Source organism: Serratia sp. JSRIV002 (assembly GCF_019968725.1).
GTDB classification, from domain to species: domain Bacteria; phylum Pseudomonadota; class Gammaproteobacteria; order Enterobacterales; family Enterobacteriaceae; genus Chania; species Chania fonticola_B.
Map to the genome: position 1 here is coordinate 5,163,466 of NZ_CP074143.1, position 22,833 is coordinate 5,186,298.

General features: G+C 52.6%; 20 protein-coding genes. 9 read left to right on the forward strand and 11 right to left on the reverse strand.

All coding sequences use genetic code 11. The features are described 5' to 3' along the window. Positions 1 to 54: 54 nt before the first annotated feature. The 4 genes from KGP26_RS24215 to KGP26_RS24230 form a co-directional block, all read right to left on the reverse strand. Positions 55 to 309 carry a type II toxin-antitoxin system Phd/YefM family antitoxin gene (locus KGP26_RS24215; protein ID WP_071682075.1) on the reverse strand — a complete coding sequence of 85 codons (255 nt, stop codon included), beginning with the start codon at positions 307 to 309 and terminating at the stop codon, positions 55 to 57. Continuing rightward, complete coding sequence (locus tag KGP26_RS24220; RefSeq protein WP_223500393.1) at positions 302 to 1,078, reverse strand: DUF3142 domain-containing protein; 777 nt, start codon at positions 1,076 to 1,078, stop codon at positions 302 to 304. Before KGP26_RS24220 ends, KGP26_RS24215 begins: the two co-directional genes overlap by 8 nt. Next, positions 1,048 to 3,222: a hypothetical protein gene (locus tag KGP26_RS24225; RefSeq protein WP_223664676.1), complete on the reverse strand. Its 2,175-nt coding sequence runs from the start codon at positions 3,220 to 3,222 to the stop codon at positions 1,048 to 1,050. The genes KGP26_RS24220 and KGP26_RS24225 overlap by 31 nt, the downstream gene beginning before the upstream one ends. Positions 3,223 to 3,440: 218 nt before the next feature. Then, positions 3,441 to 4,040 (reverse strand): LuxR C-terminal-related transcriptional regulator, encoded by a 600-nt coding sequence (locus tag KGP26_RS24230; protein ID WP_021806826.1) that lies wholly within the window; start codon positions 4,038 to 4,040, stop codon positions 3,441 to 3,443. 778 nt (positions 4,041 to 4,818) lie between these two features. Between KGP26_RS24230 and KGP26_RS24235 the strand changes: the two genes are divergently transcribed. Next, positions 4,819 to 5,634, forward strand: coding sequence for a winged helix-turn-helix domain-containing protein (locus KGP26_RS24235; RefSeq protein WP_021806827.1), 816 nt, complete (start codon positions 4,819 to 4,821; stop codon positions 5,632 to 5,634). 4 nt (positions 5,635 to 5,638) lie between these two features. Next, positions 5,639 to 6,115, forward strand: a complete 477-nt coding sequence (locus KGP26_RS24240) for a hypothetical protein (RefSeq protein WP_037376198.1) — start codon at positions 5,639 to 5,641, stop codon at positions 6,113 to 6,115. Between the two features lie 18 nt (positions 6,116 to 6,133). Here KGP26_RS24240 and KGP26_RS24245 read toward each other — a convergent pair whose 3' ends face one another. Then, entirely contained in the window at positions 6,134 to 7,030 is an 897-nt protein-coding gene (locus tag KGP26_RS24245; RefSeq protein WP_021806828.1) for a LysR family transcriptional regulator, read from the reverse strand. Between the two features lie 272 nt (positions 7,031 to 7,302). On the opposite strand from KGP26_RS24245, the gene KGP26_RS24250 reads away from it, so the two are divergent. From KGP26_RS24250 to KGP26_RS24265, 4 genes are all read left to right on the forward strand, one after another. Further along, positions 7,303 to 8,619: a M20 family metallo-hydrolase gene (locus KGP26_RS24250; protein WP_021179548.1), complete on the forward strand. Its 1,317-nt coding sequence runs from the start codon at positions 7,303 to 7,305 to the stop codon at positions 8,617 to 8,619. After that, positions 8,616 to 10,067, forward strand: coding sequence for a M20 family metallopeptidase (locus KGP26_RS24255; RefSeq protein WP_209523699.1), 1,452 nt, complete (start codon positions 8,616 to 8,618; stop codon positions 10,065 to 10,067). The genes KGP26_RS24250 and KGP26_RS24255 overlap by 4 nt, the downstream gene beginning before the upstream one ends. A 91-nt stretch (positions 10,068 to 10,158) precedes the next feature. Continuing rightward, positions 10,159 to 11,685 carry a p-aminobenzoyl-glutamate transporter gene (abgT, locus tag KGP26_RS24260; RefSeq protein ID WP_021806831.1) on the forward strand — a complete coding sequence of 509 codons (1,527 nt, stop codon included), beginning with the start codon at positions 10,159 to 10,161 and terminating at the stop codon, positions 11,683 to 11,685. Between the two features lie 119 nt (positions 11,686 to 11,804). Then, the gene (locus KGP26_RS24265; protein ID WP_223664677.1) at positions 11,805 to 12,623 is read left to right on the forward strand and encodes a shikimate 5-dehydrogenase; all 819 of its coding nucleotides are present in this window, start codon (positions 11,805 to 11,807) and stop codon (positions 12,621 to 12,623) included. A gap of 42 nt (positions 12,624 to 12,665) precedes the next feature. Here the strand turns inward: KGP26_RS24265 and KGP26_RS24270 are convergent, their stop codons facing one another. Then, on the reverse strand, positions 12,666 to 14,855 hold the full coding sequence (locus KGP26_RS24270) for a TonB-dependent siderophore receptor (RefSeq protein ID WP_223664678.1): 2,190 nt from the start codon (positions 14,853 to 14,855) through the stop codon (positions 12,666 to 12,668). A gap of 409 nt (positions 14,856 to 15,264) precedes the next feature. Between KGP26_RS24270 and KGP26_RS24275 the strand changes: the two genes are divergently transcribed. Then, positions 15,265 to 16,212 carry a colicin-like pore-forming protein gene (locus tag KGP26_RS24275; protein ID WP_223664679.1) on the forward strand — a complete coding sequence of 316 codons (948 nt, stop codon included), beginning with the start codon at positions 15,265 to 15,267 and terminating at the stop codon, positions 16,210 to 16,212. 16 nt (positions 16,213 to 16,228) lie between these two features. On the opposite strand, the gene cui is transcribed toward KGP26_RS24275, so the two are convergent. The 3 genes from cui to exbB form a co-directional block, all read right to left on the reverse strand. Next, positions 16,229 to 16,903, reverse strand: coding sequence for a colicin immunity protein Cui (cui, locus tag KGP26_RS24280; RefSeq protein WP_223664680.1), 675 nt, complete (start codon positions 16,901 to 16,903; stop codon positions 16,229 to 16,231). 144 nt (positions 16,904 to 17,047) lie between these two features. Further along, positions 17,048 to 17,470: a TonB system transport protein ExbD gene (gene exbD / locus KGP26_RS24285; protein WP_021179543.1), complete on the reverse strand. Its 423-nt coding sequence runs from the start codon at positions 17,468 to 17,470 to the stop codon at positions 17,048 to 17,050. 3 nt (positions 17,471 to 17,473) lie between these two features. Beyond that, positions 17,474 to 18,466: a tol-pal system-associated acyl-CoA thioesterase gene (gene exbB / locus KGP26_RS24290; RefSeq protein ID WP_021806836.1), complete on the reverse strand. Its 993-nt coding sequence runs from the start codon at positions 18,464 to 18,466 to the stop codon at positions 17,474 to 17,476. Between the two features lie 569 nt (positions 18,467 to 19,035). On the opposite strand from exbB, the gene KGP26_RS24295 reads away from it, so the two are divergent. After that, the gene (locus tag KGP26_RS24295) at positions 19,036 to 19,692 is read left to right on the forward strand and encodes a DedA family protein (RefSeq protein ID WP_021806837.1); all 657 of its coding nucleotides are present in this window, start codon (positions 19,036 to 19,038) and stop codon (positions 19,690 to 19,692) included. 14 nt (positions 19,693 to 19,706) lie between these two features. On the opposite strand, the gene KGP26_RS24300 is transcribed toward KGP26_RS24295, so the two are convergent. Continuing rightward, positions 19,707 to 20,612, reverse strand: coding sequence for a LysR family transcriptional regulator (locus KGP26_RS24300; RefSeq protein WP_179248494.1), 906 nt, complete (start codon positions 20,610 to 20,612; stop codon positions 19,707 to 19,709). A gap of 105 nt (positions 20,613 to 20,717) precedes the next feature. On the opposite strand from KGP26_RS24300, the gene KGP26_RS24305 reads away from it, so the two are divergent. Next, the gene (locus KGP26_RS24305; protein WP_094983146.1) at positions 20,718 to 21,740 is read left to right on the forward strand and encodes an NAD(P)-dependent alcohol dehydrogenase; all 1,023 of its coding nucleotides are present in this window, start codon (positions 20,718 to 20,720) and stop codon (positions 21,738 to 21,740) included. Here the strand turns inward: KGP26_RS24305 and KGP26_RS24310 are convergent. Continuing rightward, a complete protein-coding gene (locus KGP26_RS24310; protein ID WP_223501563.1) occupies positions 21,737 to 22,621 on the reverse strand; it encodes an AraC family transcriptional regulator in 885 nt (294 codons plus the stop codon). The two genes, KGP26_RS24305 and KGP26_RS24310, sit on opposite strands and share 4 nt — an antisense overlap. Between the last annotated feature and the right edge of the window lie 212 nt (positions 22,622 to 22,833).

Consider the following 22,833-nt stretch of genomic DNA (forward strand, 5'->3'; position numbering starts at 1 on the left):
TACGGCATGCAGCGCCTCACATATAATGGTCGATTGAAGTAGGCTACTAACCCATCATATATCGTTTATCAGTTCGTCAAATACCAACTCCCCATCATGTAACCGTCCTAGTTTGGCTTGATTAATAGAGTGCTCAAGCTTGGCGCACAGGTTTTGTAGCTTAAACTCTGCAAACGCATTGTAGTCCTCAACAGGCATGACCACTACGGAGGGTTTACCGTTTTGGGTGATACAAACTGGTTCACGCTGGGCTGTAGCCATCATTTGTTTAAACTGGGTTTTGGCCTGACTGGCCGTAAAGTTAATCATTGTTATCTCCTAAGGACGTTTTCCTAATGGTATTCAACAAAAAAACCACCTCACCGCGATAATAAGGCGATGTGGCCAGCCGCCGTTGCCACTCGGAGTTCCAGTCACCCTGCTGCACCAGACCGATTTTGAAGGGAATTTGCAGCTTAAGCAGCGCGGGGAGATAGCGTTCATATTCCGTGACCGTGCGCCGCCCCTGATAGGTTTGGATCACTAACTCATCGATTGGCAACGCATTCAACTGGCTGACGTTGCCGGTCTTTGCCCAATCGAGCAGGCCAGTCACTCCCAAAGCATATTCTTTGGGTAACCGACCGCGCAGCTTGTCGAGAAACTCCGAGTACTTATCCAGTTGATAGGTTGCCGCATCAAAGTCGATCTGTAGCCCTACCACCCGATTGCCTGCCGCAGCCCAACGGGCAGGCATGCGCACCGCCGAGGCCAATACCTCGTCAGACATATCCAGGGTTGCGACACGTACGGTGATCCAGATGGCGGGTGCCTGGAGCTTGCTCAACGGCAACCCCAACTTCAGAAAACGAGCGCCCTGGCGGCCGTTCACGATTTCACCCTGATGGAGATAGAGCAGATCGGCCTGCTGCAACGCAGGCTGCGGCCAAACGCCGGACCAAAGCCAGAATGCGCGGTAATCATGCGCATTCACATATCGGCCAGCTGCGTTATCCGCCGCTGCGGCGGTTGCAAAGATCGGCAACCACAGCAGCAGCAAAAAACGCATCACCAATAGTATTTGAGCTTTTGTTCCCATTGGTTACCTTTATACTGGCTCTTCAACAGGTTAAACCAGCGTTGGCGAGTTTTTTGCGAGATCTCCTGCCGATCGCAGCTGTTGTAGCCGGAAGGAGAGAAACACATCACCGCCCGGTACAGCGCATAGGTTTTATCTTCCGGTTCGGCCTTGGGATCGGCGATCACTTGCTGATAATATTTTAATCTGCCATGCGCTTTATCTTTACTCAGTTCGGCCCCAGCCAAGTCATCCAACTGTTCATTGCCCCCCATTTCCGCTTCGGTGCTGATATCGGCAAAGGTGGTACGCAAGAACTCAGCCACGCAGTTCATGGCATGTGGATCGCTCTTGTTCTTCGCCAACACGGCAACGTTAGCGTCTAAAGATGAACAGAAATAGCCAGGTTCGGTCCGGCTGCCATCCCAATCGAAAACGCTGAGTGCGACATCACCAAATACCTGCGGCTCAGGCGTCTGTTTGATGTGTTTTTTCAGTTGGCTGTCGTCAATAAACCCCTGATAGTCGCCCACCATCAAATCCTTGAACAACAGCGTATGCAGTGCGATGGTCTTTTCTTCATCGTTAGGCGCGCCAGCGGCCTGCTGTTGCAGCAACGCTTTATTGGCCAGGCTTTTGAGCACCACTGAGCGGTAACGCAGGTTATTGATTGGGCTGTCTGGGGCAAAAATAGCCGCGGTTTTATTTTCCTGCACCAAGGCGGTGGCCAACATCAGTTGCAGATACTGTTGCTGATAAGGGGCAAGTTTCATACCAAGCAGATGACGCCAATGGGCTTCTGCACCCTGCCAGTTTTCCTGCATCACCAGGGCATCGCCGTAAAGGAGTTGCTGGCTGAACGCGATGAGATCGTTTGCTGCCAGCTGTGCCGCTGGCTGGATCGCCTTGGTGACCGCGGCATAATCCTTTTGCTGATAGAACAGCCAGGCATTATGCATATATTCCCAGAGCGGCAACTGATTGGCGGCAACAAACATCGGTTTGTACCCCTGCAGCATCTCATCGGTCACTTTCGGCATCGACGGGTTATCGAGATTGTATTTGCGCAGCCACTTCATGGTTTGGGTGAAGGTCAACAACGGGGCATCGGCACTGCTGACAAAAGGTGGCTCTGCACTGTCATAAGGAATGTTGCGGCTCAGCAGAATTTGGTCCCCTTCATCAATCATCGCGCCAAGCGTATTGATATCGGTGGCGGCGGTGATCTCGCTTTCATACAGCTGTGCCAAACGCGGCCAGTCGGACAGATACCAATTCACCCGGCGCTGCAGTCCCTGCACGGAAGCCACATATTCGCCTTTGGGATAAGCGGCCAGATAGGCCTGCGCACGTTGCAATGCCAGGGCGCCCGCCTCTTTATCGGCCCGCTGCGGATCGAACATGCCGTACTGATCCGTGGCATTTTCAGTGATCTGGTTCAAGGCCACGCGGAACAGCATATAAGCGGCGGTTTCTGCTACCCATGGCTGATCTGACTCTTTAAGCCGTTGGAAACCGGTATCCGCATCGGTAAACTGCCCCTGATAAAATTGTTCCGCACTGGTGAGATAATCTCTGAACGCCGCCGCATGGGAACCTGCGGCATAGTTTGCCATCAACGGTAAAAATTGCTCCGGCTGCGCTTCACCCCGATAAATTTTGGCCCGGCGCAACGCCAGTAAATCGCGTTCGGCATGATCTAGCTGTTGGTCTGCCAGCAGGGTCTGGAAAAATTGGCTGAGTGACAGCGGATTATTAGAGATCCAGCGGCCTTCATATTCGGCTGAAAAACCGGTTAACCCCGACGGTTTAATGCCCAGGCTTAATGCTAGCGCATCAAGAGGATCGTCCTGTGGTGCCGTTTGGCCTGGAGCGGTGGGCTGATCGGTTGCAGGCGCGGTTTCCCCAGGGAACACGCCAAACGTGTATCCTCTGCTGCGGCTAATATCCTGCGGCAACGACGATAGTGCTACGGGTAGATTGCGCATTCCCGCTGCCAGCATCAGCAGATTGACGCGGGTGTCATTATCGGCGGCCAGGTAGGGCACACCACTCATTGCGCAATAATCGCTCCAGCGGCAGCCAGTTTCATCGGAAGAGGCCAGTGCGAACTGGCTGGTACCAGCGATGGTTGAGACCACCGCGGCTATTATAAGTTTTTTCATCGTTATTCTTACTTATCTCCAGTGGTCACTCTCATCCCGAGAGAATTTTGCCTGAGATAGTGTCGTAAGCATTGAGAAAAAACAATACGGCGCAAACAAGTCGGCATAATTAGGAATTATCGAACCCGATAATCACCTTGGTGCCATAGGGCTCAACAAAAGGCTCCGCTCTCCAACCGCTGGCTACGGAGGTTGCCATACCAGCGCCTGTATTTGGTTTATTGCAGGCTATTTCCCTGCCACAGGCCACCTTGCCGCAGCCAGTAATATAATTCGCCATTACGCTTGAAACCGAGCTTGCGCATCGCCGTGAGTTTATGGGTGCTGACGGTCTTGACGCTAAGCGAAAGTTTACTCGCGATCTCGTCAGGTGTTAATTCCTGTGAGATCCCTTGCAGAACGTCGCGCTCGCGCGGGGTCAAATGCAAATGCCGACACACACTTACCGTATTGTCTGTCAAAGACGACTGACTTGCCTGCTCAAACATCTCCTCGACCAAACGCACCACGGCATCAGGCCGTTCCTTGCGACCTAATCGTGCGGGCTCATGCTGACGTATTACATTCTCAGCGGCCGTATCATTTATGATAATCGTCCCAAGCCGTCGATTCACCGGATTTTCCCGGCGAGCATTGAACCGCGATGACCAGCCAAAGGGGTTGACACAAACCATCAGGTCGATCGTGATCCCAGACGCAACCGGCACAAAACTCCATGTACAGCCTTTAGCTAGAAAATAGTCCTGCAAAATATGTTGAATGCCCAGAGCAAAATAACGGTTGCTATCCTGAATAGTGATAACAATATGTGGTGTCATTTTAGTTCCTTATGAATCGGCAAGAAAACACGCGATAATATGGGTTTCGTTTATATGGCAAATAATCCTTGACGCTATTGCCCTCCAACAAGGGGTGCGGATACCTCCGCATGCCTAAAATAGGTTATTCCTATAATGACGTAGCTAATTACTGGCCAGCTAAAGTGAAGCTGGCAACCGCCTTGAATTAACCTTTGGTAACAGTGACAAACGCACCATCACCCTGCAGATAGACACTGAAGTTCAGGGGATTATGCCTTTTGGCAGCTTTTGGATGGTGGTTGGCTCAGTCAGCTTAATGGGACCGCTAGCACCCTCAATGACGAGGCTAGCCCGCAATATCCAAGGGCCTGCGACGGCAGCTACGTTACCATTGAAGGATACCGTCACTTTACTCGTGGCATTTGGCTCGTTACCGATTTCACCGTTACGTACACTCTTTAAACGCTTTTGCCAGTGGTTTGGCGTTGCGATAAATCTTAATGAACAGATAACGAACAAGCAAAATAACCTACTTAATACATAAAAATTAGATTTAATGACTTAAAATTATCGATTTTAATATATTTAATGCTGTTTGGGGCAAAAAAAAACCGATAAGCGAGTAGGTAATACTGTCTTGAATTCAACTAGTTATTATTGCTGAAAAAATAGTTCAAATCAGGGTTGACTACGGTAGCGGGTTACCACTAAATTCCTACGCACAGTCAAGCCATTAAGACTATTCTTATTACTGGACGCAGTTCAACACTAACACCAAGGATGCTCGGTTATCGCCATGAAATATATAATAAACCTTAATATTATCTTTGATCCTGACAATAGAATATTGACGGTTAAAAATGACATTCAGCAATCTGTTGAATTATCAAAGCCAGCAACCCGATTACTCAGTGAGTTGATTAACAACAATAGGGTCAACCTTGCTCGCGATGATCTGCTAAAAAACGTCTGGGCGGACTATGGCTTTTCACCGTCGAATGCCAGCCTGAACAACCATATTAGTGAGTTACGCAAAGCTTTCACTAATCTCGGCGTGAGTAAGGATATCATTTCCACCGTTCCCCGCGTCGGTTTTAGAATGGATGCAGAAATCCATCCGATACAAAAATCGGAGCAGGGAATAACAGAAGAAGCACCGGTAACCGGGGTTCCTGTCACTGAGGAGTCCAATACCTCTTCAGAAACCCTACCACCGACAATGACCGAGGAAGGAGAGCATCAATCTATCTATTTATCGTTAAAAAAACACAAGATGATAATCTACATACTTGCTCTTTTACTGTTACTGACCACGGTAACGGGCACGACCATGCTGAGACACAGCAAAAAAGAGAGCGTGAACTTCGTGGTGACTCATGAAAAATGCAGTATCTATAACTTAAATGACGACAAGCCAAATAAAGAGTTTACGGCTAAAATCGTCCAGGAGATAGCAGCGGAAGGCATAGACTGTTCGCGGGAAGATCTGGATGTTTTTTATGCAGAAGCACACCCTAATAACGACCGTTTCAGAGTCCGGCTGCTCGCTGCCTGCAGTAAAATTGACGCAACCAGCTATAAAAATTGTCTAAATTACAAAACAGTAGAGTAATAACATGAAAAAAATCGTCGTAGCCCTGCTGTTGATTATTAGTTTATGTTCAACCCTTTTTTATATTTATCAGGTGCAGTCCCGCAAGCCGTTCCATTGTGATGCTCAGCTGTTCGCGCACCTCAGAATCAATGAAGCTGACGCAGTTGAGGTCAACACCCATGTCGACGTCATTTTTAGGTCGGCCTATGACGGGATTTTGAAATTTTCCGGCTCAATCAAGAATAAGGGCCATGACTATATCCTGAGAAGGACCGTCTACTTTACCGTCGCCCCGTCGGAGCTGGAAAACGTGAACGAAATCGTCTTTACCCGTACAGAGAGCCACCCTACGGATAATACGCCAGCAGACCTTTGGCAAAACAGAGTGTTACCGCAAACCCCTGGCATCGGGTTTTACTCAAAGATCAGGGATTTAGATAGAGATGCCATTATTATCAAAGGGTTTACTAATCCTCTGATCGTCTGCATTCGCCGCTAACGCCCCCCGGAGAAGCTGCTACCGGCAATGCTGCCTGAACAGGCGGGCCAGGTAGGCGCCCATCGGCGTGAGCGTCGTATCCTTGCGTTGGATCAGGTAAAAGGTCGCTTTTGGTAAGGCTTCGTCCAATTCCAACGCGACCAGATGGCGGCCCAGGATAGGATCGGAAATCACATCAACCGACAGAATGCTGACAAAGTCACTCTGCGCCACCAGGCTGGTACAGGCCATAAAGGTTTCGCAGGTGACGCTGATCGCCGGTGCCATCCCCATATCACCAAACAGTTCATGTAGCAGGCGGTAGTAGCTGCCATTAGGGGTTGGCATAGTCCAATCGCAATGTTGCAGCTCTTTGAGCGTGCGGGCGTTCTCACAAGGGTGCCCTTTGCGTACCACCACCTTGTATTCTCTTTCCATCAGCCGCTCAAAGCTCAACTCATTGTCCATGCTGCTGGGGTAGTAGGTATTAATGGTAAAATCCAACTCCCCCTGGCGTAGCTCCGGGATCATCGAGACCAGTTGCCCCTCCACGATGCGCACCTTCACATTGGGATATTCGCGGTGAAACTGGGTGATCACTTTCGGCATTACCGTGCGAGCAACGCTGCCACCAACGCCGATATTGACCGAGCCGCCCGCTAGCCCCAACCGCTGCTGAATATCTTCCTGCGCTACCCGCAGCTCTTCGAGGATCAGGCTGGCATGCTGAAAAAAGTTATCGCCGCAGTCGGTTAATACCACCCCTTTGCTGCGGCGGACAAACAGCTTGGCGCCGAGCACCTCTTCCAACTCCTGAATCGACTTGGTCAACGCAGGCTGGGAAAGGTTACAGGTACGACTGGCGGCGCGGATACTGCCCTGGCGGCTGACTTCCACAAAGGCGCGTAACTGGTGCAATTTTATCGAGGCTGGCATAGGCGATTTGCGATAACCGTTGTTTATCAGTAGCAAGATATTGGCATCTTATTTAACCCGATACCATTGTGTACATTCGAAAAAAACAAAATAAATAACCCAATCATCATTTCGCTTATTTACACGCAGTATTGCGCTCAATAGGCGCCTTTCACGGCTTCTTAGCAACTAATTACATAAATATTCAATTTTAATTTAATTGCCTGATCCTCGTCAGTGCACCACATCTGCCTGAATTTTATTCAAGGCGTGATAACTAATGGAAAACTGCTATGAACACTCCGCTTTCAACGTTAGTGACCGAACTGTATCCGCAGCTGCAAGCCTGGCGCCGTGACTTCCACCACCATGCCGAATCTGGCTGGCTTGAATTCCGTACCGCTTCGCTGGTGGCGGAAGAGTTGGATCGATTAGGTTATCAGTTGCAACTCGGCCGCGAGGTGATTAACGCCGAAGCCCGCATGGGGCTACCCTCGGCACAAATCCTGGCGGCGCAAGAACAACGAGCCATCGAACAAGGTGCCCTGGCGAAGTGGCTCCCCTTCTTTTCCGGTGGTTTTACCGGCATTGTCGCCACGCTGGATACCGGCCGCCCTGGCCCCACCATCGCCTTTCGCGTCGATATGGACGCACTCGATCTCAATGAACTACTGCATCCCGACCATCTGCCGTTCCGTGAAGGTTTCGCCTCCTGCAATAGCGGCATGATGCACGCCTGCGGGCACGATGGGCATACCACCATCGGCCTGGGGTTGGCGCGGGTATTCAAGAGCCTGGAGCCACAACTGCATGGCCGCATCAAGCTGATATTCCAACCGGCCGAGGAAGGTACCCGCGGGGCCAAATCGATGGTGGCAGCTGGCGTGGTCGATGACGTCGATTTCTTTACCGCCGTGCATATCGGCACCGGCGTACCGGCCGGGGAACTGGTGTGCGGCAGCGACAGTTTTATGGCTACCACCAAGCTGGACGTCACTTTCCGTGGCGTGGCATCCCATGCCGGTGCCAAACCGGAGGATGGCCGCAATGCCCTGCTGGCAGCGGCGCAAGCCAGCATTGGGCTGTATGCCATCCCTCGTCACAGCGAAGGCAGCTCACGTATAAACGTTGGCGTGTTGCAAGCAGGCACCGGCCGTAACGTGATCGCAGACAGCGCCTTTATGAAGGTAGAGACACGCGGTGCCACCAATGAGATCAACGAGTTTGTCTATCAACAGGCGCTCAACGTCATCCAAGGAGCCGCCACCATGCAGGGGGTGGAATACGACATCGCCCTGATGGGCGCGGCGCAAAGCAGCCAGCCGACGCAACCTTGGGTGGATTACATCCACCGCCAGGCACTCAGCATCGGCGAGCTTGCTTCAGTAGTCGATCGCCGCGAGCAGGCTGCGGGCTCAGAGGATGCCACCTACATGATGGAACGGGTGAAATCTCACGGTGGGCAAGCATCCTATGTGATTTTCGGTTGCGAACTCAGCGCCGGGCATCACAACGAGAAATTCGATTTTGACGAGCAAGTACTCACCGTGGCGGTAAAAACGCTGGCTACCCTGGCACTGAACCTACCGACTTTTGGGAGCGCAGTATGAAACAGCCGGAACTGGTCTCTTTTATTCATCATTACATCGATAGCCATCAGGCCCACTTCAGTGCCTTAAGCGATGAGATCTGGGATCACCCAGAAACTCGCTTTACCGAAACCCACTCCGCCGAACTACTGGCAAACGCCTTGGAACAAGAGGGTTTTGCAGTTGAACGCGGCGTTGGCGGCATTGAAACGGCGTTTATCGCCAGCTTCGGTAGCGGCCATCCGGTGATCGCCTTATTGGGTGAATACGATGCATTGGCCGGTCTGAGCCAGCAGGCGGGCTGTGCCACCCCGTCTCCGCTGGTGGAAAACGGCAATGGTCACGGCTGTGGGCATAACCTGCTCGGCACCGCAGCACTGGCCGGGGCCTTTGCGGTTAAAGCCTGGATGGAACAACAACAGTTAACCGGCACGATACGCTTTTACGGCTGTCCAGGAGAAGAAGGCGGCTCTGGTAAAACCTTTATGGTGCGTGAAGGGCTGTTCGCCGATGTGGATGCCGCCCTCACCTGGCACCCGGAAGGCTTCAGCGGCATGTTCAATACCAGCAGCCTGGCCAATATTCAGGCCGCGTTCCGCTTCAAGGGCGTCGCCGCTCACGCGGCCAACTCGCCGCATCTCGGCCGCAGCGCGCTGGATGCCGTGACGCTGATGAACACCGGAGCCAACTTCTTGCGTGAACATATCGTGCAGGAAGCCCGGCTGCATTATGCGGTCACCAATACCGGCGGCAGCTCCCCCAACGTGGTGCAGGCCGATGCCGAAGTGCTTTACCTGGTGCGAGCTCCACAACTCGATCAGGTGCAGGATATTTACCAGCGCCTGGTCAACGTTGCCAAAGGTGCAGCGCTGATGACCGACACACAGATGACGGTGCACTTTGAAAAAGCCTGCTCCAACTACATCCCCAATCGCCGCTTGGAAAAGGCGATGTATCAATACGTGTGCGATTTCGGCTTACCGGATTACAGCGACGAAGAGCGGCGGTTTGCCACGGAGATCCGCCAAACGCTCAGCAAGGACGACCTGCGCAATGCCAAACTGAATATTTCACGCACCGGTGGGGTCGCTGGGCAGGAATGGGTAAAGCAGTTGGGCGATAAGGTGTTGATGGACGAGGTCGCCCCCTACGTGGAGTCACAAGAAATCCTGTACGGCTCTACCGACGTCGGCGACGTTAGTTGGGTCACGCCAACGGCTCAGTGCTTCAGCCCCTGCTTTGCTCTGGGCACGCCGCTGCATACCTGGCAGTTGGTCGCCCAGGGCCGCACTTCAATAGCCCATAAGGGCATGTGTCTGGCAGGTAAAGTGATGGCCGCTACCGCCGTCGCCTTACTGAGCGATAACGCTTTGCTGAACGCCTGCCGCGAGGAGTTCCGCCAGCAACGTGCCGAACAGCCTTATCAATGCCCCATCCCTGCGGGGGTGAAACCTTCCCCACTGAAGTAAATCCCGACCGTTCTGGCTCCCGTTCCGAGCCAGACCACCATAGCGACCCATAAAACTATAAAAATCTGATGACGGACAAGAGGGTAATATCATGAGTGAGATAGCATCATCCGCCAATAAAAGCCCCGGGCGTATTTTTTACTGGGTAGAACGTATCGGTAATAAAATCCCCAATCCCTTCCTGTTATTCGTTTATTTAATCGTGGTGTTAATGCTCGCCACCGCGCTCATTTCCTGGTTGGGTCTGGTGGTGAAAAACCCGGCTACCGGGGAGATGATCCAGGTAAAAAATCTGCTGAGCGTGGAGGGAATACAATGGATCCTCCCCAACATCATCCACAACTTCAGCGGATTTGCGCCATTGGGGGCGATCCTGGCGCTGGTGATCGGTGCCGGTCTGGCGGAAAAGGTCGGCCTGTTGCAGGCGCTGATGTACAAAATGGCCTCACACGTCAGCGCCGGCTACGCCAGCTATATGGTGCTGTTTATCGCCTTCTTCAGCCATATTTCCTCCGATGCCGCACTGGTGGTAATGCCGCCGCTGGGGGCGTTGATCTTCCTGGCCGTCGGGCGTAATCCCATTGCCGGGCTACTGGCGGCGATCGCCGGTGTCGGCTCGGGTTTTACCGCCAACCTGCTGATTGTCACCACCGATGTGCTGCTTTCCGGCATCAGTACCGAAGCGGCCAAAGCGGTTGACGGCGCAATCCACGTCAGCGTGATCGACAACTGGTACTTTATGGCCACCTCGGTGATCGTCCTGACCATTACCGGCGCGTTGCTAACGGATAAGTTTATCGAGCCACGGCTACCAAAATGGCAAGGCACCGCCGAAGACAAGCTAGAGGTGCTCACTCCATTACAAAACCGTGGCCTGATGATGAGCGGGATCGCCGCGCTGGTATTTATCGCCGTGATGGCAGCGCTGGTGGTGCCGGAGGGTGCCCCGCTGCGCGATCCGCAAACCGGCTCGGTGATCCCCTCGCCCTTTATTAAAGGCATTGTGCCGATCATCATCCTGTTCTTCTTCACCGTCGCCATCACTTACGGCGTCGTCACCAAGACCATCCGCCGCCCGGACGATATCCCCAACCAGCTGGTGGAGCCGATGAAGAACATGGCGGGCTTTATCGTCATGGTGTTTCCACTGTCGCAGTTTGTAGCGTTCTTCAACTGGAGCAACATGGGCAAGTTTATGGCCATCGGCCTGACGGATCTGCTGGAGGCGGCCGGAATGAGCGGTGCTCCTGCGTTCCTCGGCCTGATGTTCCTGTCTGCCTTCCTGTGCATGTTTATTGCCAGCGGCTCCGCCATCTGGTCGATCCTGGCCCCGATCTTCGTGCCGATGTTTATGCTGTTGGGCTTTCACCCGGCCTTCGCCCAGATGATTTTCCGCATCGCAGACTCATCCGTGCTGCCACTGGCACCGATGTCGCCATTCCTGCCGCTATTCCTTGGCTTTCTGCAACGCTACCTGAAAGACGCCAAACTCGGCACCTACTACGTGCTGATCATGCCCTATCCGCTGGTGTTCTTCGCCGTCTGGACCCTGCTGCTGGTGGTGTGGTACATGCTGGGGCTGCCTATCGGGCCTGGGGTCTACCCGAAAATGGGGTAAACCAATGCCGAAAAAATTGTGCTCAATACCCCGTCTTTTGGCGTAAGCTGAACCGATTATCCCCGCCGGATGCTTGCCAGCCGGTGGGGACACTTATTTCAATGCGCTAAGGGCCTGCTATGAGTCGTGAAATCAACAAAGATACGCAGCTGTGTATGTCACTGGCCGGTCGGCCAGGCAATTTCGGCACCCGTTTCCACAACTATCTGTATCAGGAACTGGATCTGAACTTCATCTACAAGGCGTTCACCACCAAAGATATTCAGGCAGCGGTCGGCGGCGTGCGCGCTTTGGGTATTCGCGGCTGTGCGGTTTCCATGCCGTTCAAGGAGAGCTGTATTCCGTTCCTTGATGAGCTGGATGCGTCGGCCACAGCCATTGAGTCAGTCAATACCATCGTCAACGACGACGGCTTCCTGCGGGCCTATAACACCGACTATATCGCCATCGCCAAACTGCTGGCGAAATACCAGATCCCCCCGGCCACCTCGTTTGCCCTGCGTGGTAGCGGCGGTATGGCCAAAGCGGTGACCGCCGCCCTGCGCGATGCAGGGTTCAAGAACGGCCATATCATTGCGCGCAACCCACAGGCGGGCCAGGCGCTGGCAGCGCAGTATGGTTATCAGTGGCAGCCAGAAGTGGGCGATTTACAGGTTGAGATGGTGATTAACGTCACGCCGATCGGCATGGCGGGCGGTAGCGAAGCCGAGCAGTTGGCCTTTGAACCAGCCACCATCAAGGCTGCCAAGATCGCTTTCGACGTGGTTGCACTGCCAGCAGAAACCCCGCTGATCCGCTATGCACGGGAGCAGGGTTTGCAGGTGGTGACCGGTGCAGAAGTGATCGCTTTACAGGCTTTGGAGCAGTTTGTGTTGTACACCGGCGTGCGTCCTTCCGATGAGCAAATCTCTCGCGCTGCGGCACATGCTCGTGGCTAATGGTATCCCCTCACCAGAGGGGATACGTCATACCAGCAGCGATTAGAACGACAGGGTCAGGCCCGCGTAATAGGCCCGGCCCGGTTCATTGTAGGTCGAAGCCCCTTCATTTTCACGGTAGATCTGCTTGTCGAACAGGTTGGTGACGCCGGTTTTCAGGCTCAGATCCTTCATCAGATCGTAATTGACGCCAATGCCCACCACCGAATAAGCCCCAACTTCCTGAGTGGCAAGCGTGCCGGCTTCGTTACGGATCTCCGCATATTCGCGCGGCTTTTGCCGACCATACATCGTCCAATTCAGGTTGGTGGAGAGCTTATCGGTGACCTGATAATCCAGCAGGGTATTCACCGTATACTTGGGGATCACCGACAGAGGATTACCGGTATCCTTGTTTTCGGAGGTGATCATATAGGTCGCGTTGGTGCGCCAGGTGAGCATATCCTCAACCAATGGCACCACCAGGTTACCCTCCAACCCTTCGACCAGCGCTTTACCGCCGTTTTCCCAACGCAAGATGTTGTAACCGTTAGAGGCATAGCCAACAATCTCGGTGCCCGCCACGATCTTGTTTTTATAGTCGTTGCGGAAATAGGTGATGCCTGCATCGTAACCTGCCCAGGTAAATTCCAGGCCGATCTCTTTGTTAACGCTGGTTTCCGGATCCAGATCGTTATTCCCCAGCAGATAGCAGCTGCCTGAAACTATGTCCTTCGGGCACCCGTTACCACGGGTGGATAACAGATAGCCTTCGCTGGACTGGTATAGGTTTGGCGCTTTAAAGGCTCGGGCAATACCGGCCTTCAGTTTGAAATACTCGCCAAGCTCCTGCGAAATGTTCAGGCTTGGGCTCCAGTTAGCGCCATATTTATTGTGATAGTCGAAGCGCAACCCAGGGATCACAAAGGTTCCCGCCAGCGGCTCGATGTTATCCTCAAAATAAAGTGAACTGGTGTCGGCGCTATTTTTAGCGCTGCGCTCGGAGGGATCGCCAGAGACGCCGCCGATGATGATGCCACTGGAGTCGGTCATCTGCATGGATGCCGGATCGTTGAGCTTTTCACGGTTCCACTCGGCACCCAGCGTGACGTTCTGCTCAAACAGCAGATCCAGCGGGATATTCAGCTCACCGCCGGTGCGATAATTCTCCAGCCGGCTGGTGTTGTAAGTATCGTCGTTGATCATCCCCTCGATGCGGCCAGTTGTGCCCTCCGCCAGACGGGTATTGTTGGTTTTCTCATAGTTAAAGTTCAGCCGGGATTGGCCCCAATCCCAGATGCCATTATGGGTAATGCCGTAGCTCTGGCGATACAGGCGGTTAGTTTCCTGGCCGTACAGCGAAGCCACCAGACCGCCTGGGCTGAGATTGCCATTGCTGTATTGGGTATCGCCCGCGTAGATATTGCCTTGGCGGCTGTAGGCATAGTCAAAGTCGAGGATCTGCTGCGGGTCTATTCTCCAGGAGAGTGAGGCATTGATATCTTTGTTTCTGACGCCTTCACGCCCTGCGGCATAGGAACCGTTCTGCTGGGTGTTGATGTCATAGGCATCGGCATCGGTTTTATTGAGGTTACCGAACAGGCGCATGGTCAGCACGTCACTGACCAGCGGGCCGCTTAAACTGAAGTTGGCGCGGTTGGTCGCCCCTTCCTTGCTGTTTTCGGGCTGGTTGGTAAACAGCGAAAGCGTGCCATGCCAATCTTTGGTTGGGCGTTTGGTAATGATATTAACTACCCCGCCAGCTGCACCCGAACCATAGCGGGCTGCAGCCGGGCCACGTAACACCTCAATGCGTTCAACCATTTCTGCGGGTACCCAGTTGGTATCGCCACGAGTATCCCTTTCGCCACGCCAACTATAACGCACTGAATCACGTGAGGTTGCCGGGACACCGTCGATCAGGATCAAGGTGTTTTCCGGCCCCATTCCCCTTATATCAATCTGCCGATTATTACCTCGGCTACCGCTAGCGCTGTTGCCGGTAAGGTTGACGCCTGGCATTCTGCGGATAATGTCGGAGAGGTCGTTGACCGGTGGCGTTTTGCGTATATCCTCGGCGGTGATAATCGAAACCCCGGGCTGTTGTTTCAGTTCTTCCGCCGCAGTGGCACGCACCACCATGGTCTCGCTGTCTTCTGCTGGTACCTCCTCTGCCGCCATCCCACCGCTACTGAAAAGCCCCGCCAACAAGATCGCACAAGGTCGCAGTCTGCTGTTGTTAGGTATAACCATCGTAATAATCCCTTTTATTTAAAGTAGATAATAATAATTGTAACCATTTTTGTAATTGCGAATTGTAATGATAATTATTACCACTTAAACGCAGAAAAGCGTAAATTCACAATTTCTCCATACTTCTGGCGGGTTATTTTTTAAGCGGAAGAATGGCGAATATGGCTATCGAGGGTTATGCAACAGGCGGCACATCAGGGAGCAGCGAGGATAGCTTGCAAAGCCAACACTTGTCAGTTTTGTGTCAGTTACGGCACAACTGAGAATCATTATCATTCACTAAGTTGCTCACTGGAAACGAATATCATTCTCAATACTGTATATAAACACATATACAGAGCTCAACCTAATTGTGAACAAGAAGAGGAACTCATATGATTGATGAAATTGTTGGCTACGATCCCTACAGTTGGATAATGGAGTAGCTCCAGAACCGGGGCTAGCATGGGACGGTGGCGCTTGGGGTTGGCCTACAACAGGTATTGACTCTGGCGATCTAATGATTGTTTGGCCTGCAGGAGATAACTCAGTATCTGACCAAACCAAGGAGTTATTAGACAATAATATTTGCCTGCGCTGCGGACAGAAAAACTGTCCCTATATAAAGAATGGAAAAGATTATAAAGAGCTCAGAAGTGCATTGAGCAAAGGTAATATGCCTTTAGCCAAAAAAGTATACATGACTCGATTTGCTCAATTTGGTGGAATGAATAAGGGCACATTTAAAGAGGCACTTAAAAAACAAAAGGAGGCAAAGGCCAAAGCAGAAAAAGCGTTTTTGCTAAACATTTCTACCATTGTTTCCAGCTCAGCAGAAGGGATCAGTAAACGTTTGGGTAAAAATTACCAACTTGCTGCTGATGAAATTGCCAATAACATTAAAAATTTCCAAGGAAAGAGAATAAGAAACTTTAATGATGCAATGGCATCTTTAAATAAAATTATGTCAACCCCTGGTATGAAAATCAACAAAGGAGACAGAGATGCTATTATTCATGCCTGGAGGTATACGAATGTTAACGACATGGCAAACAAGCTCAGTAATTTTGGCCGATTATTTAAAGTCGCAGATCTGGTGATTAAGGCTGAGAAAATACGCGAAAAAAGTATAGAGGGCTACGAATCTGGGAATTGGAAGCCACTGATGTTAGAGGTGGAAGCTATGGTGTTGAGTGGAGTTGCGTCTAGTGTTGCCTTGGCAATAGTTGCTGGATTATTTTCTATTTTTACAATACCCGCATTGCTATCAACCGCGTTAATCATAAGCGTAACCATAGGAATTAGCATTGTCTCATCTTATATTGATGCTTCACTTGCTGAAGCATTGAACAACAAACTCATTAATCTGTTGAATTAACATAAACCCGACGAACTTATCGTCGGGTTTTATACTCTGATGGAAACCTCACTAAAAACCATAGAAAAAGTGAAGTAAAAAAATACAACAGGGTGAAAATCATTACGTAATAGATAAAAAGTAAATAATCATTAGAGGATAAAAATTTAAGCAACCGATTCCCATGAGATACATCAAGAGAGCAGAAAATAAACATATAAATATATATAGCATAAACGATAGAGAAGAGAACAAACCTGACTATTATCGAATACAAACCGACACCACTAAGCTTAAGCTTTAGATGGTTTTTGTATTTAATGACAAAGTAAACAGCAAATAATAGTGCTAGCTTGCAATACAACCCTAAGGCTGGACTTAATAACATATTATCAGAGGATATATTTACCGGGTGAATTTTGGCTATTTCAACGCCCAGTTCAAATAGTTGGGAAGTTGGGTTTAATTTAAAGTAACAAAAAAGTAAAAACAAGGGACATAGCCCAACAGCTAATACCTTAAACAGCTTTCTCGAAGCAAAACTTCCTTCTTCCTCTTGCATCATTCCTCCTGCACCTTGCTGTAAATACTTTGTCGTCTCTATCTCGTCAAAGAACGACATCAATTGATAAAGATTATCATTATCAATTGATGTATGCCAGTCTTTCAGCAAAAAAACGCGACACCCAGAACCTCTCAGCCTGCAGTGCATTTTATAACCACTACTGGCGTTGAATAAAAGCAGGTACTGTGATTACGACAACACAAGTCGTGAGGATTTTAAGGTTGAAACTTAGATAAGACGAAGGGGCTGATAATTAGCCCCTTCGAATGTTTTTAACCGCGGTGTTAAGCGTTACTTGGCCACACCTTCCATTCCCACCAGCCCCACTTTCAGGTAGCCGGCTTTGCGTAGCGTATCCATCACGCTCATCAGCGTTTCATAATCTACGGTCTTGTCCGCCTGGAAAAAGATGGTGGTTTCTTTATTCGCCTGCGTACGTTGATCCAGCACCGCCGTCAGCTGTTCCGCCGTCACCGGCTCATCGCCCACGTATAGCTGCTTGTCTGCCTTCACCGACAGGAACACCGGTTTTTCCGGGCGCGGCTGCGGTTTGGCGGAAGAAGCGGGCAGATCGACACGAATATCTACCGTTGCCAGCGGCGCAGCCACCATAAAGATGATCAACAGCACCAGCATGACGTCGATAAACGGCGTCACGTTGATTTCATGCAGTTCGCCGCTGTCGTCCAGATCTTCATTTAAGCGCATCGCCATAACTCACCCCACCCGCAGTTGGTGCGCATGCTGCGAACGTTTGGCATCGGCCGAGGCCGCCAGATCCAGATCGCGGCCCAACAGCAGCAGCACCTGTGCCGCCACATCGCCCACCTGAGCACGGTGGCCGCCGATGACACGAGCAAAGATGTTGTAGATCACTACCGCAGGGATTGCTGCAACCAGACCGAGCGCAGTGGCCAGCAAGGCTTCCGCAATCCCCGGGGCAACGACCGCCAGGTTAGTGGTTTGCGAATGGGCAATGCCGATAAAGCTGTTCATGATGCCCCATACGGTACCAAACAGGCCGACAAACGGTGAAATGGCGCCGATGGTGGCCAGGAAGCCATTGCCGCGCCCCAACTGACGCCCGTAGGCCGCTACACGGCGTTCCAGACGGAAACCGGTACGCTCTTTAATACCGTTATTGTCGTTAGAGGCCGCCGACAGTTCCAGTTCGTTCTGCGCGTCTTGCAGCAGCACCGCAGTGATGCTCTCTTGTGAGAAATCTTGCGCCAGTTCGGAGGCATCGTCCAGCGAACGCACGTCGGCCAGCGCCAACTGCTCACGGCGCAGACGGCGCTTGGAACGAAACAGCTCGCTGCCTTTGGCAAACAGAATGGTCCAGGTGACAATAGACGCCAGCACCAGGCCAATCATCACGATTTTCACCACGATGTCGGCGTGCTGATACATGCCCCAGACGGAAAGGTCCATGCCGCGCGTTTCAGGCGGTTGGATGGTCGGTTCAGGATTAACCGGGGTGATATTTTCCGGGGTACCCGCCACTGGGGTTACCGCTGTTGGTGTGGCCGGTGTCGTTGCCGCGGCAACGCTTTCAGCGACTGCTGGTGCAGTGGCCGGTGCCGCCTGAGCGTTGCCCGCCAACCCCACCACCAATACCAGTGAGGCGATCACACTGCGCCCCAATGCGCCCCATTGCCCACGGCCTGCGCCCTGAGCACTTTGATTTGTCATTTTGCCAGCCGTTTTCACGCTGTGCCTCCACCCATTTCAACATTGAAGGAAGAATTCAGCGTGCGATCATATCAAACCAATCAGGGATTGATAGTAGTTATCATTATTATTTGAAGAATTACGCATCGACGAGCAAAAAATGATACAACCCCAGTCACTATCAGGGTTTGCGCGTCGTTTGGCATAACATTGCCCCCCCATAATGCTAACAAAATCATCACTCAAAATGCTGCTTTTTACCCCAACAGGCCACAAACGGTGTGAATAGCTCAGCCATCACTGCGGGAAAACGTCTGCAAGCGAGGCATGCATCCCCCTACATAAGGGCTAGATAAAATCACACAGCAAGGTACAAGGTTTTACGGCGTTTTTACTTGGCCATACCGACGGTCGCCTGTACTTTTTCCGAGTTTTACGGCCTTTACCACATTTTCTATGCTCTGTTTAATGTCCGCTTAAGCTAATAGCGGTACACTATATGGTGCTCAAGGGCCTCACCGCCGTGTGTGGCCTATATTTACCGGTGAGCATGGCTATAACAGCACGGTAGCCTATAGAAAGTCAGCCCAGGCACCCCAGGATAAAGAATGGATGTATTAAGAGAAATTGTTCACGCACTGTGGACGCAAGACTTTACTGCACTTGCCGATCCCAGCGTGATTTGGGTGGTTTATGCCGTCCTTTTTACCACCTTGTTTTTGGAAAACGGTTTGTTGCCCGCTTCCTTCCTGCCCGGAGATAGCTTACTGCTGTTGGCCGGTGCCTTGATCGCCAAAGGCGTGATGAACTTTATCCCCACGCTGATTATTCTGACGGTCGCCGCCAGCCTTGGCTGTTGGCTCAGCTATCTGCAAGGGCGATGGCTTGGCCATACCTCGGTGGTGAAAGGCTGGTTGCTACAGCTACCAGCGCAATACCACCAGCGCGCGCACATGCTGTTTAACCGCCACGGCCTGGTCGCTTTGCTGATTGGCCGTTTCCTGGCGTTTGTACGCACCCTGTTGCCTACCATGGCCGGTATCTCGGGCCTCAATAGCGCCCGTTTTCAAATCTTTAACTGGCTCAGCGGCTTGCTGTGGGTAGGCTCGGTAGTCACGCTAGGCTATGCCTTTAGCCAAATCCCACTGGTGAAACGCCACGAAGATCAGGTGATGGCCGGGCTGATGATCCTGCCGATGGTGCTGTTGGTCGTTGGGCTGCTGGGCGTGATGCTGGTCGTTTGGCGTAAAAAACGCGCTTCCTGAATCGGGTGGCGCGGCTATAGCGCCATCCTCGCGGGCAGGTGGCTGACCAGCGCATCCACCGCCAGCCGCACTTTCAAGGGTAAATGCGGCGTAAGCGGCCAGACGGCATGCACCTCAAAGTCTTTCCCTGGTACCTCCCCCAATACCTGCTGCAATCGGCCTTCCAGCAAGGCATCACGGATTAGCCAGCATGGCAGCCAGGCAATGCCAAACCCGGCCACCGCCGCGTCGGCAATCGCCTGCAGATCGTCCATCAACAAACGGGGTTTAGGCATCACTTCTCGCATTGTTCCGTCTGCCTGCGGGATCAACCAGCTACGTATCATTGCGGCGTAGCGATAAGCGATGGCATCGTGCTGGGGCAGTTCCTCAATGCTGTCTGGGGCACCACAGCGAGCCAGATAATCCGGCGAGGCGCATAGGGTCATACGGTTATCCCCTAGCCTTCTAGCCACCAGCCCGGCACTGTCTGGCAATGGGCCGTTACGCACCGCCAGATCGAATCCTTCCTCGGCCACATCCACCACCCGATCGCTGAATGACAGATCTAGTTCCAATCCTGGATGCTCACGCGCCAATGCGGTAAGCACCGGCGCGATACACAGGCGGCCAATCAGCACTGGCATCGAGACCCGCAACCGACCACTGACCTGCCGCTTACCGCTTTCCAGCAGGTTCTCTGCGACGCGGATCTCCTCCAACGCCCGTAAACAACGCTCATAGAACAGCGCGCCATCGTCAGTCAGATTCAGGCTGCGGGTGGTGCGGTGAAACAACCGCACGCCCAGCCGTTGTTCCAGCCGGGCGATAGTTTTACCCACCGCCGAACGGGAAAGATGCAGCCTGTTGGCCGCCAGCGCAAAGCTGCCCGCCTCCACCACGCTGACCAATACCGAGATACCGCTTAATCGGTCGCTCATTTTTTGTAGCCTTTTAGGAAACAATCTTGGGAAAAATTATCGCCACTGGTGATTTTAAATCAACGTTATTATCTGTGAATATCCTCAACCCATCAGGAGCACCACATGGCCGATACCATGCAACGTTGGACGATGAACGCCGTAGGGCGTGAGCATCTGCAATTAACCGAAAGCGCTATTCCACAGCCGGGCCCACATCAGGTACGGGTAAAAGTGAACGCCGTGGCGCTGAACTACCGCGATAAGATGGTGATAGAAGGCACCATGCCGTTGGATCTGCCGCTGCCGTTTACCCCTGCCTCGGATATGGCTGGCGTGGTAGACGCGGTGGGAAGCGGCAGCACGCGTTTTCGCCCTGGCGATCGGGTGATCTCTACCTTTAGCCCAGACTGGATCGACGGAAAACCTGACGGTGATGCCCGCACTCCGCCTTATCGTGCATCAGGCGGTACTTATCAAGGGATGCTGGCGGAATACGTGGTGGTTGATGAGAGCTGGCTGAGTGCGTCACCTACTACATTAGACGATGCCCAAGCCAGTACCCTGCCCTGCGCCGGGCTGACGGCCTGGTTCGCCTTGGTAGAACGCGGCCATTTGCGTGCTGGTGAATCGGTATTGGTGCAAGGCACCGGTGGTGTTGCCCTGTTCGCGCTACAGATTGCCAAAGCCCACGGAGCGCAGGTCTTTATCACCTCCGGCAGCGAAGAGAAACTGCTACGTGCCAAGGCGTTAGGGGCCGATCACGGCATTCATCGCCTGCAAGGGGATTGGGTGGAGTCGATCTATCAACTGACGCAGGATCGCGGTATCGATCATATTGTCGAAACCGTGGGTGGCAGCAATCTGCTCAACTCCCTACGTGCGGTGGCGATCCACGGGCGTATTTCCGTGATCGGCATGCTGGAAGGCGCGGAGATCGCCATCCCCGCAGGCCTGCTGTTGCTGAAGTCGCCACAGATCCAGGGGATTGCCGTCGGCCATCGCCGCGCATTGGAAGATCTGGTTCGCGCCGTCGACGCCAACGGCATCAAGCCCGTCATCGACCAGCGTTACCGTTTCGATCAGCTACACGCGGCGCTCGATCACCTAGATCGCGGTCCGTTCGGCAAAATCGTCCTGACGCGCTAACCCTGCATGATGGCGCTATTGTCCCGCAGCCGGGCGATTTCATCGCTCGGCGTAATGCCAAACAGCCGCTTAAACTCGCGGCTGAACTGCGAAGCGCTCTCGTAGCCCACGCGGATCGCCGCCGTGCTGGCCTTAAGACCGTCATGCAGCATCAGCAAACGCGCCTTGTGCAGACGATACGACTTCACATATTGCAGCGGCGAGGTGTTGGTCACCGCCTTAAAGTTATGGTGAAACGCCGACACGCTCATGTTCACTTCATACGCCAACTGTTCGACGTTGAGGTTCTCGGCATACTGGTTCTCAATCCGCCGTAACGCCTTGGCGATCTGGCTGAAATGGGTATGCCGGTTAACCAGCTCCTGCAACGAAGCACCGCAGCTGCCACGCAGCACGTAATAAAGCAGCTCACGCACGATTTGTGGCCCCAGCACCCGCGCATCCAACGGTTTCTCCATCACGTCCAACAGACGTTCGGTGGCGCACAGCATTTCATCGCTAAGCACCGAGAGGTTAACGCCGCAGCTTTCACCCCTAGGCTGCATCAGGTAATCGTCATCACCGATATCGATCAGCAGATCCTGAAGCATCTGGGTGTCGATATTGACCGCCAGCCCCACCAGCGGCTGTTCCGGGCTGGCAAAGGTTTCACACTCAAACGGCAGCGACACCGTCATCAGCAGGTAATTGCGCGGATCGTACTGAAACACCTTGCTGCCACAGTAGCCCACCTTATGACCCTGAAAGATGATGACAATGCCTGGCTCATACATCACCGGCTGACGCGGGTAATATTCGTCGGAATACAGCACCTTCACCATGGGTACGGGCGTTGGGCTATAGCCTTTGGCAGTGGCAAAGCGCATCGCCTGGCGCGCCATACGGCTACGTAGTTCAACGTTCTCCATCAGCAAGCCCCTCTGGTCGTCTGAATAATTCGACACGGATAATAACCATAAACATGCATTTTCTACAGTGTAGTGTAGGAATAGGCAAGACACCGACAGGAATGTGCATTGTGCGATCGTGCCAGGTTGCCGACAATAGACCCCAGTTATTTTGCGCCGTTGGCGCTTCCCTGACCCGAAAAGAG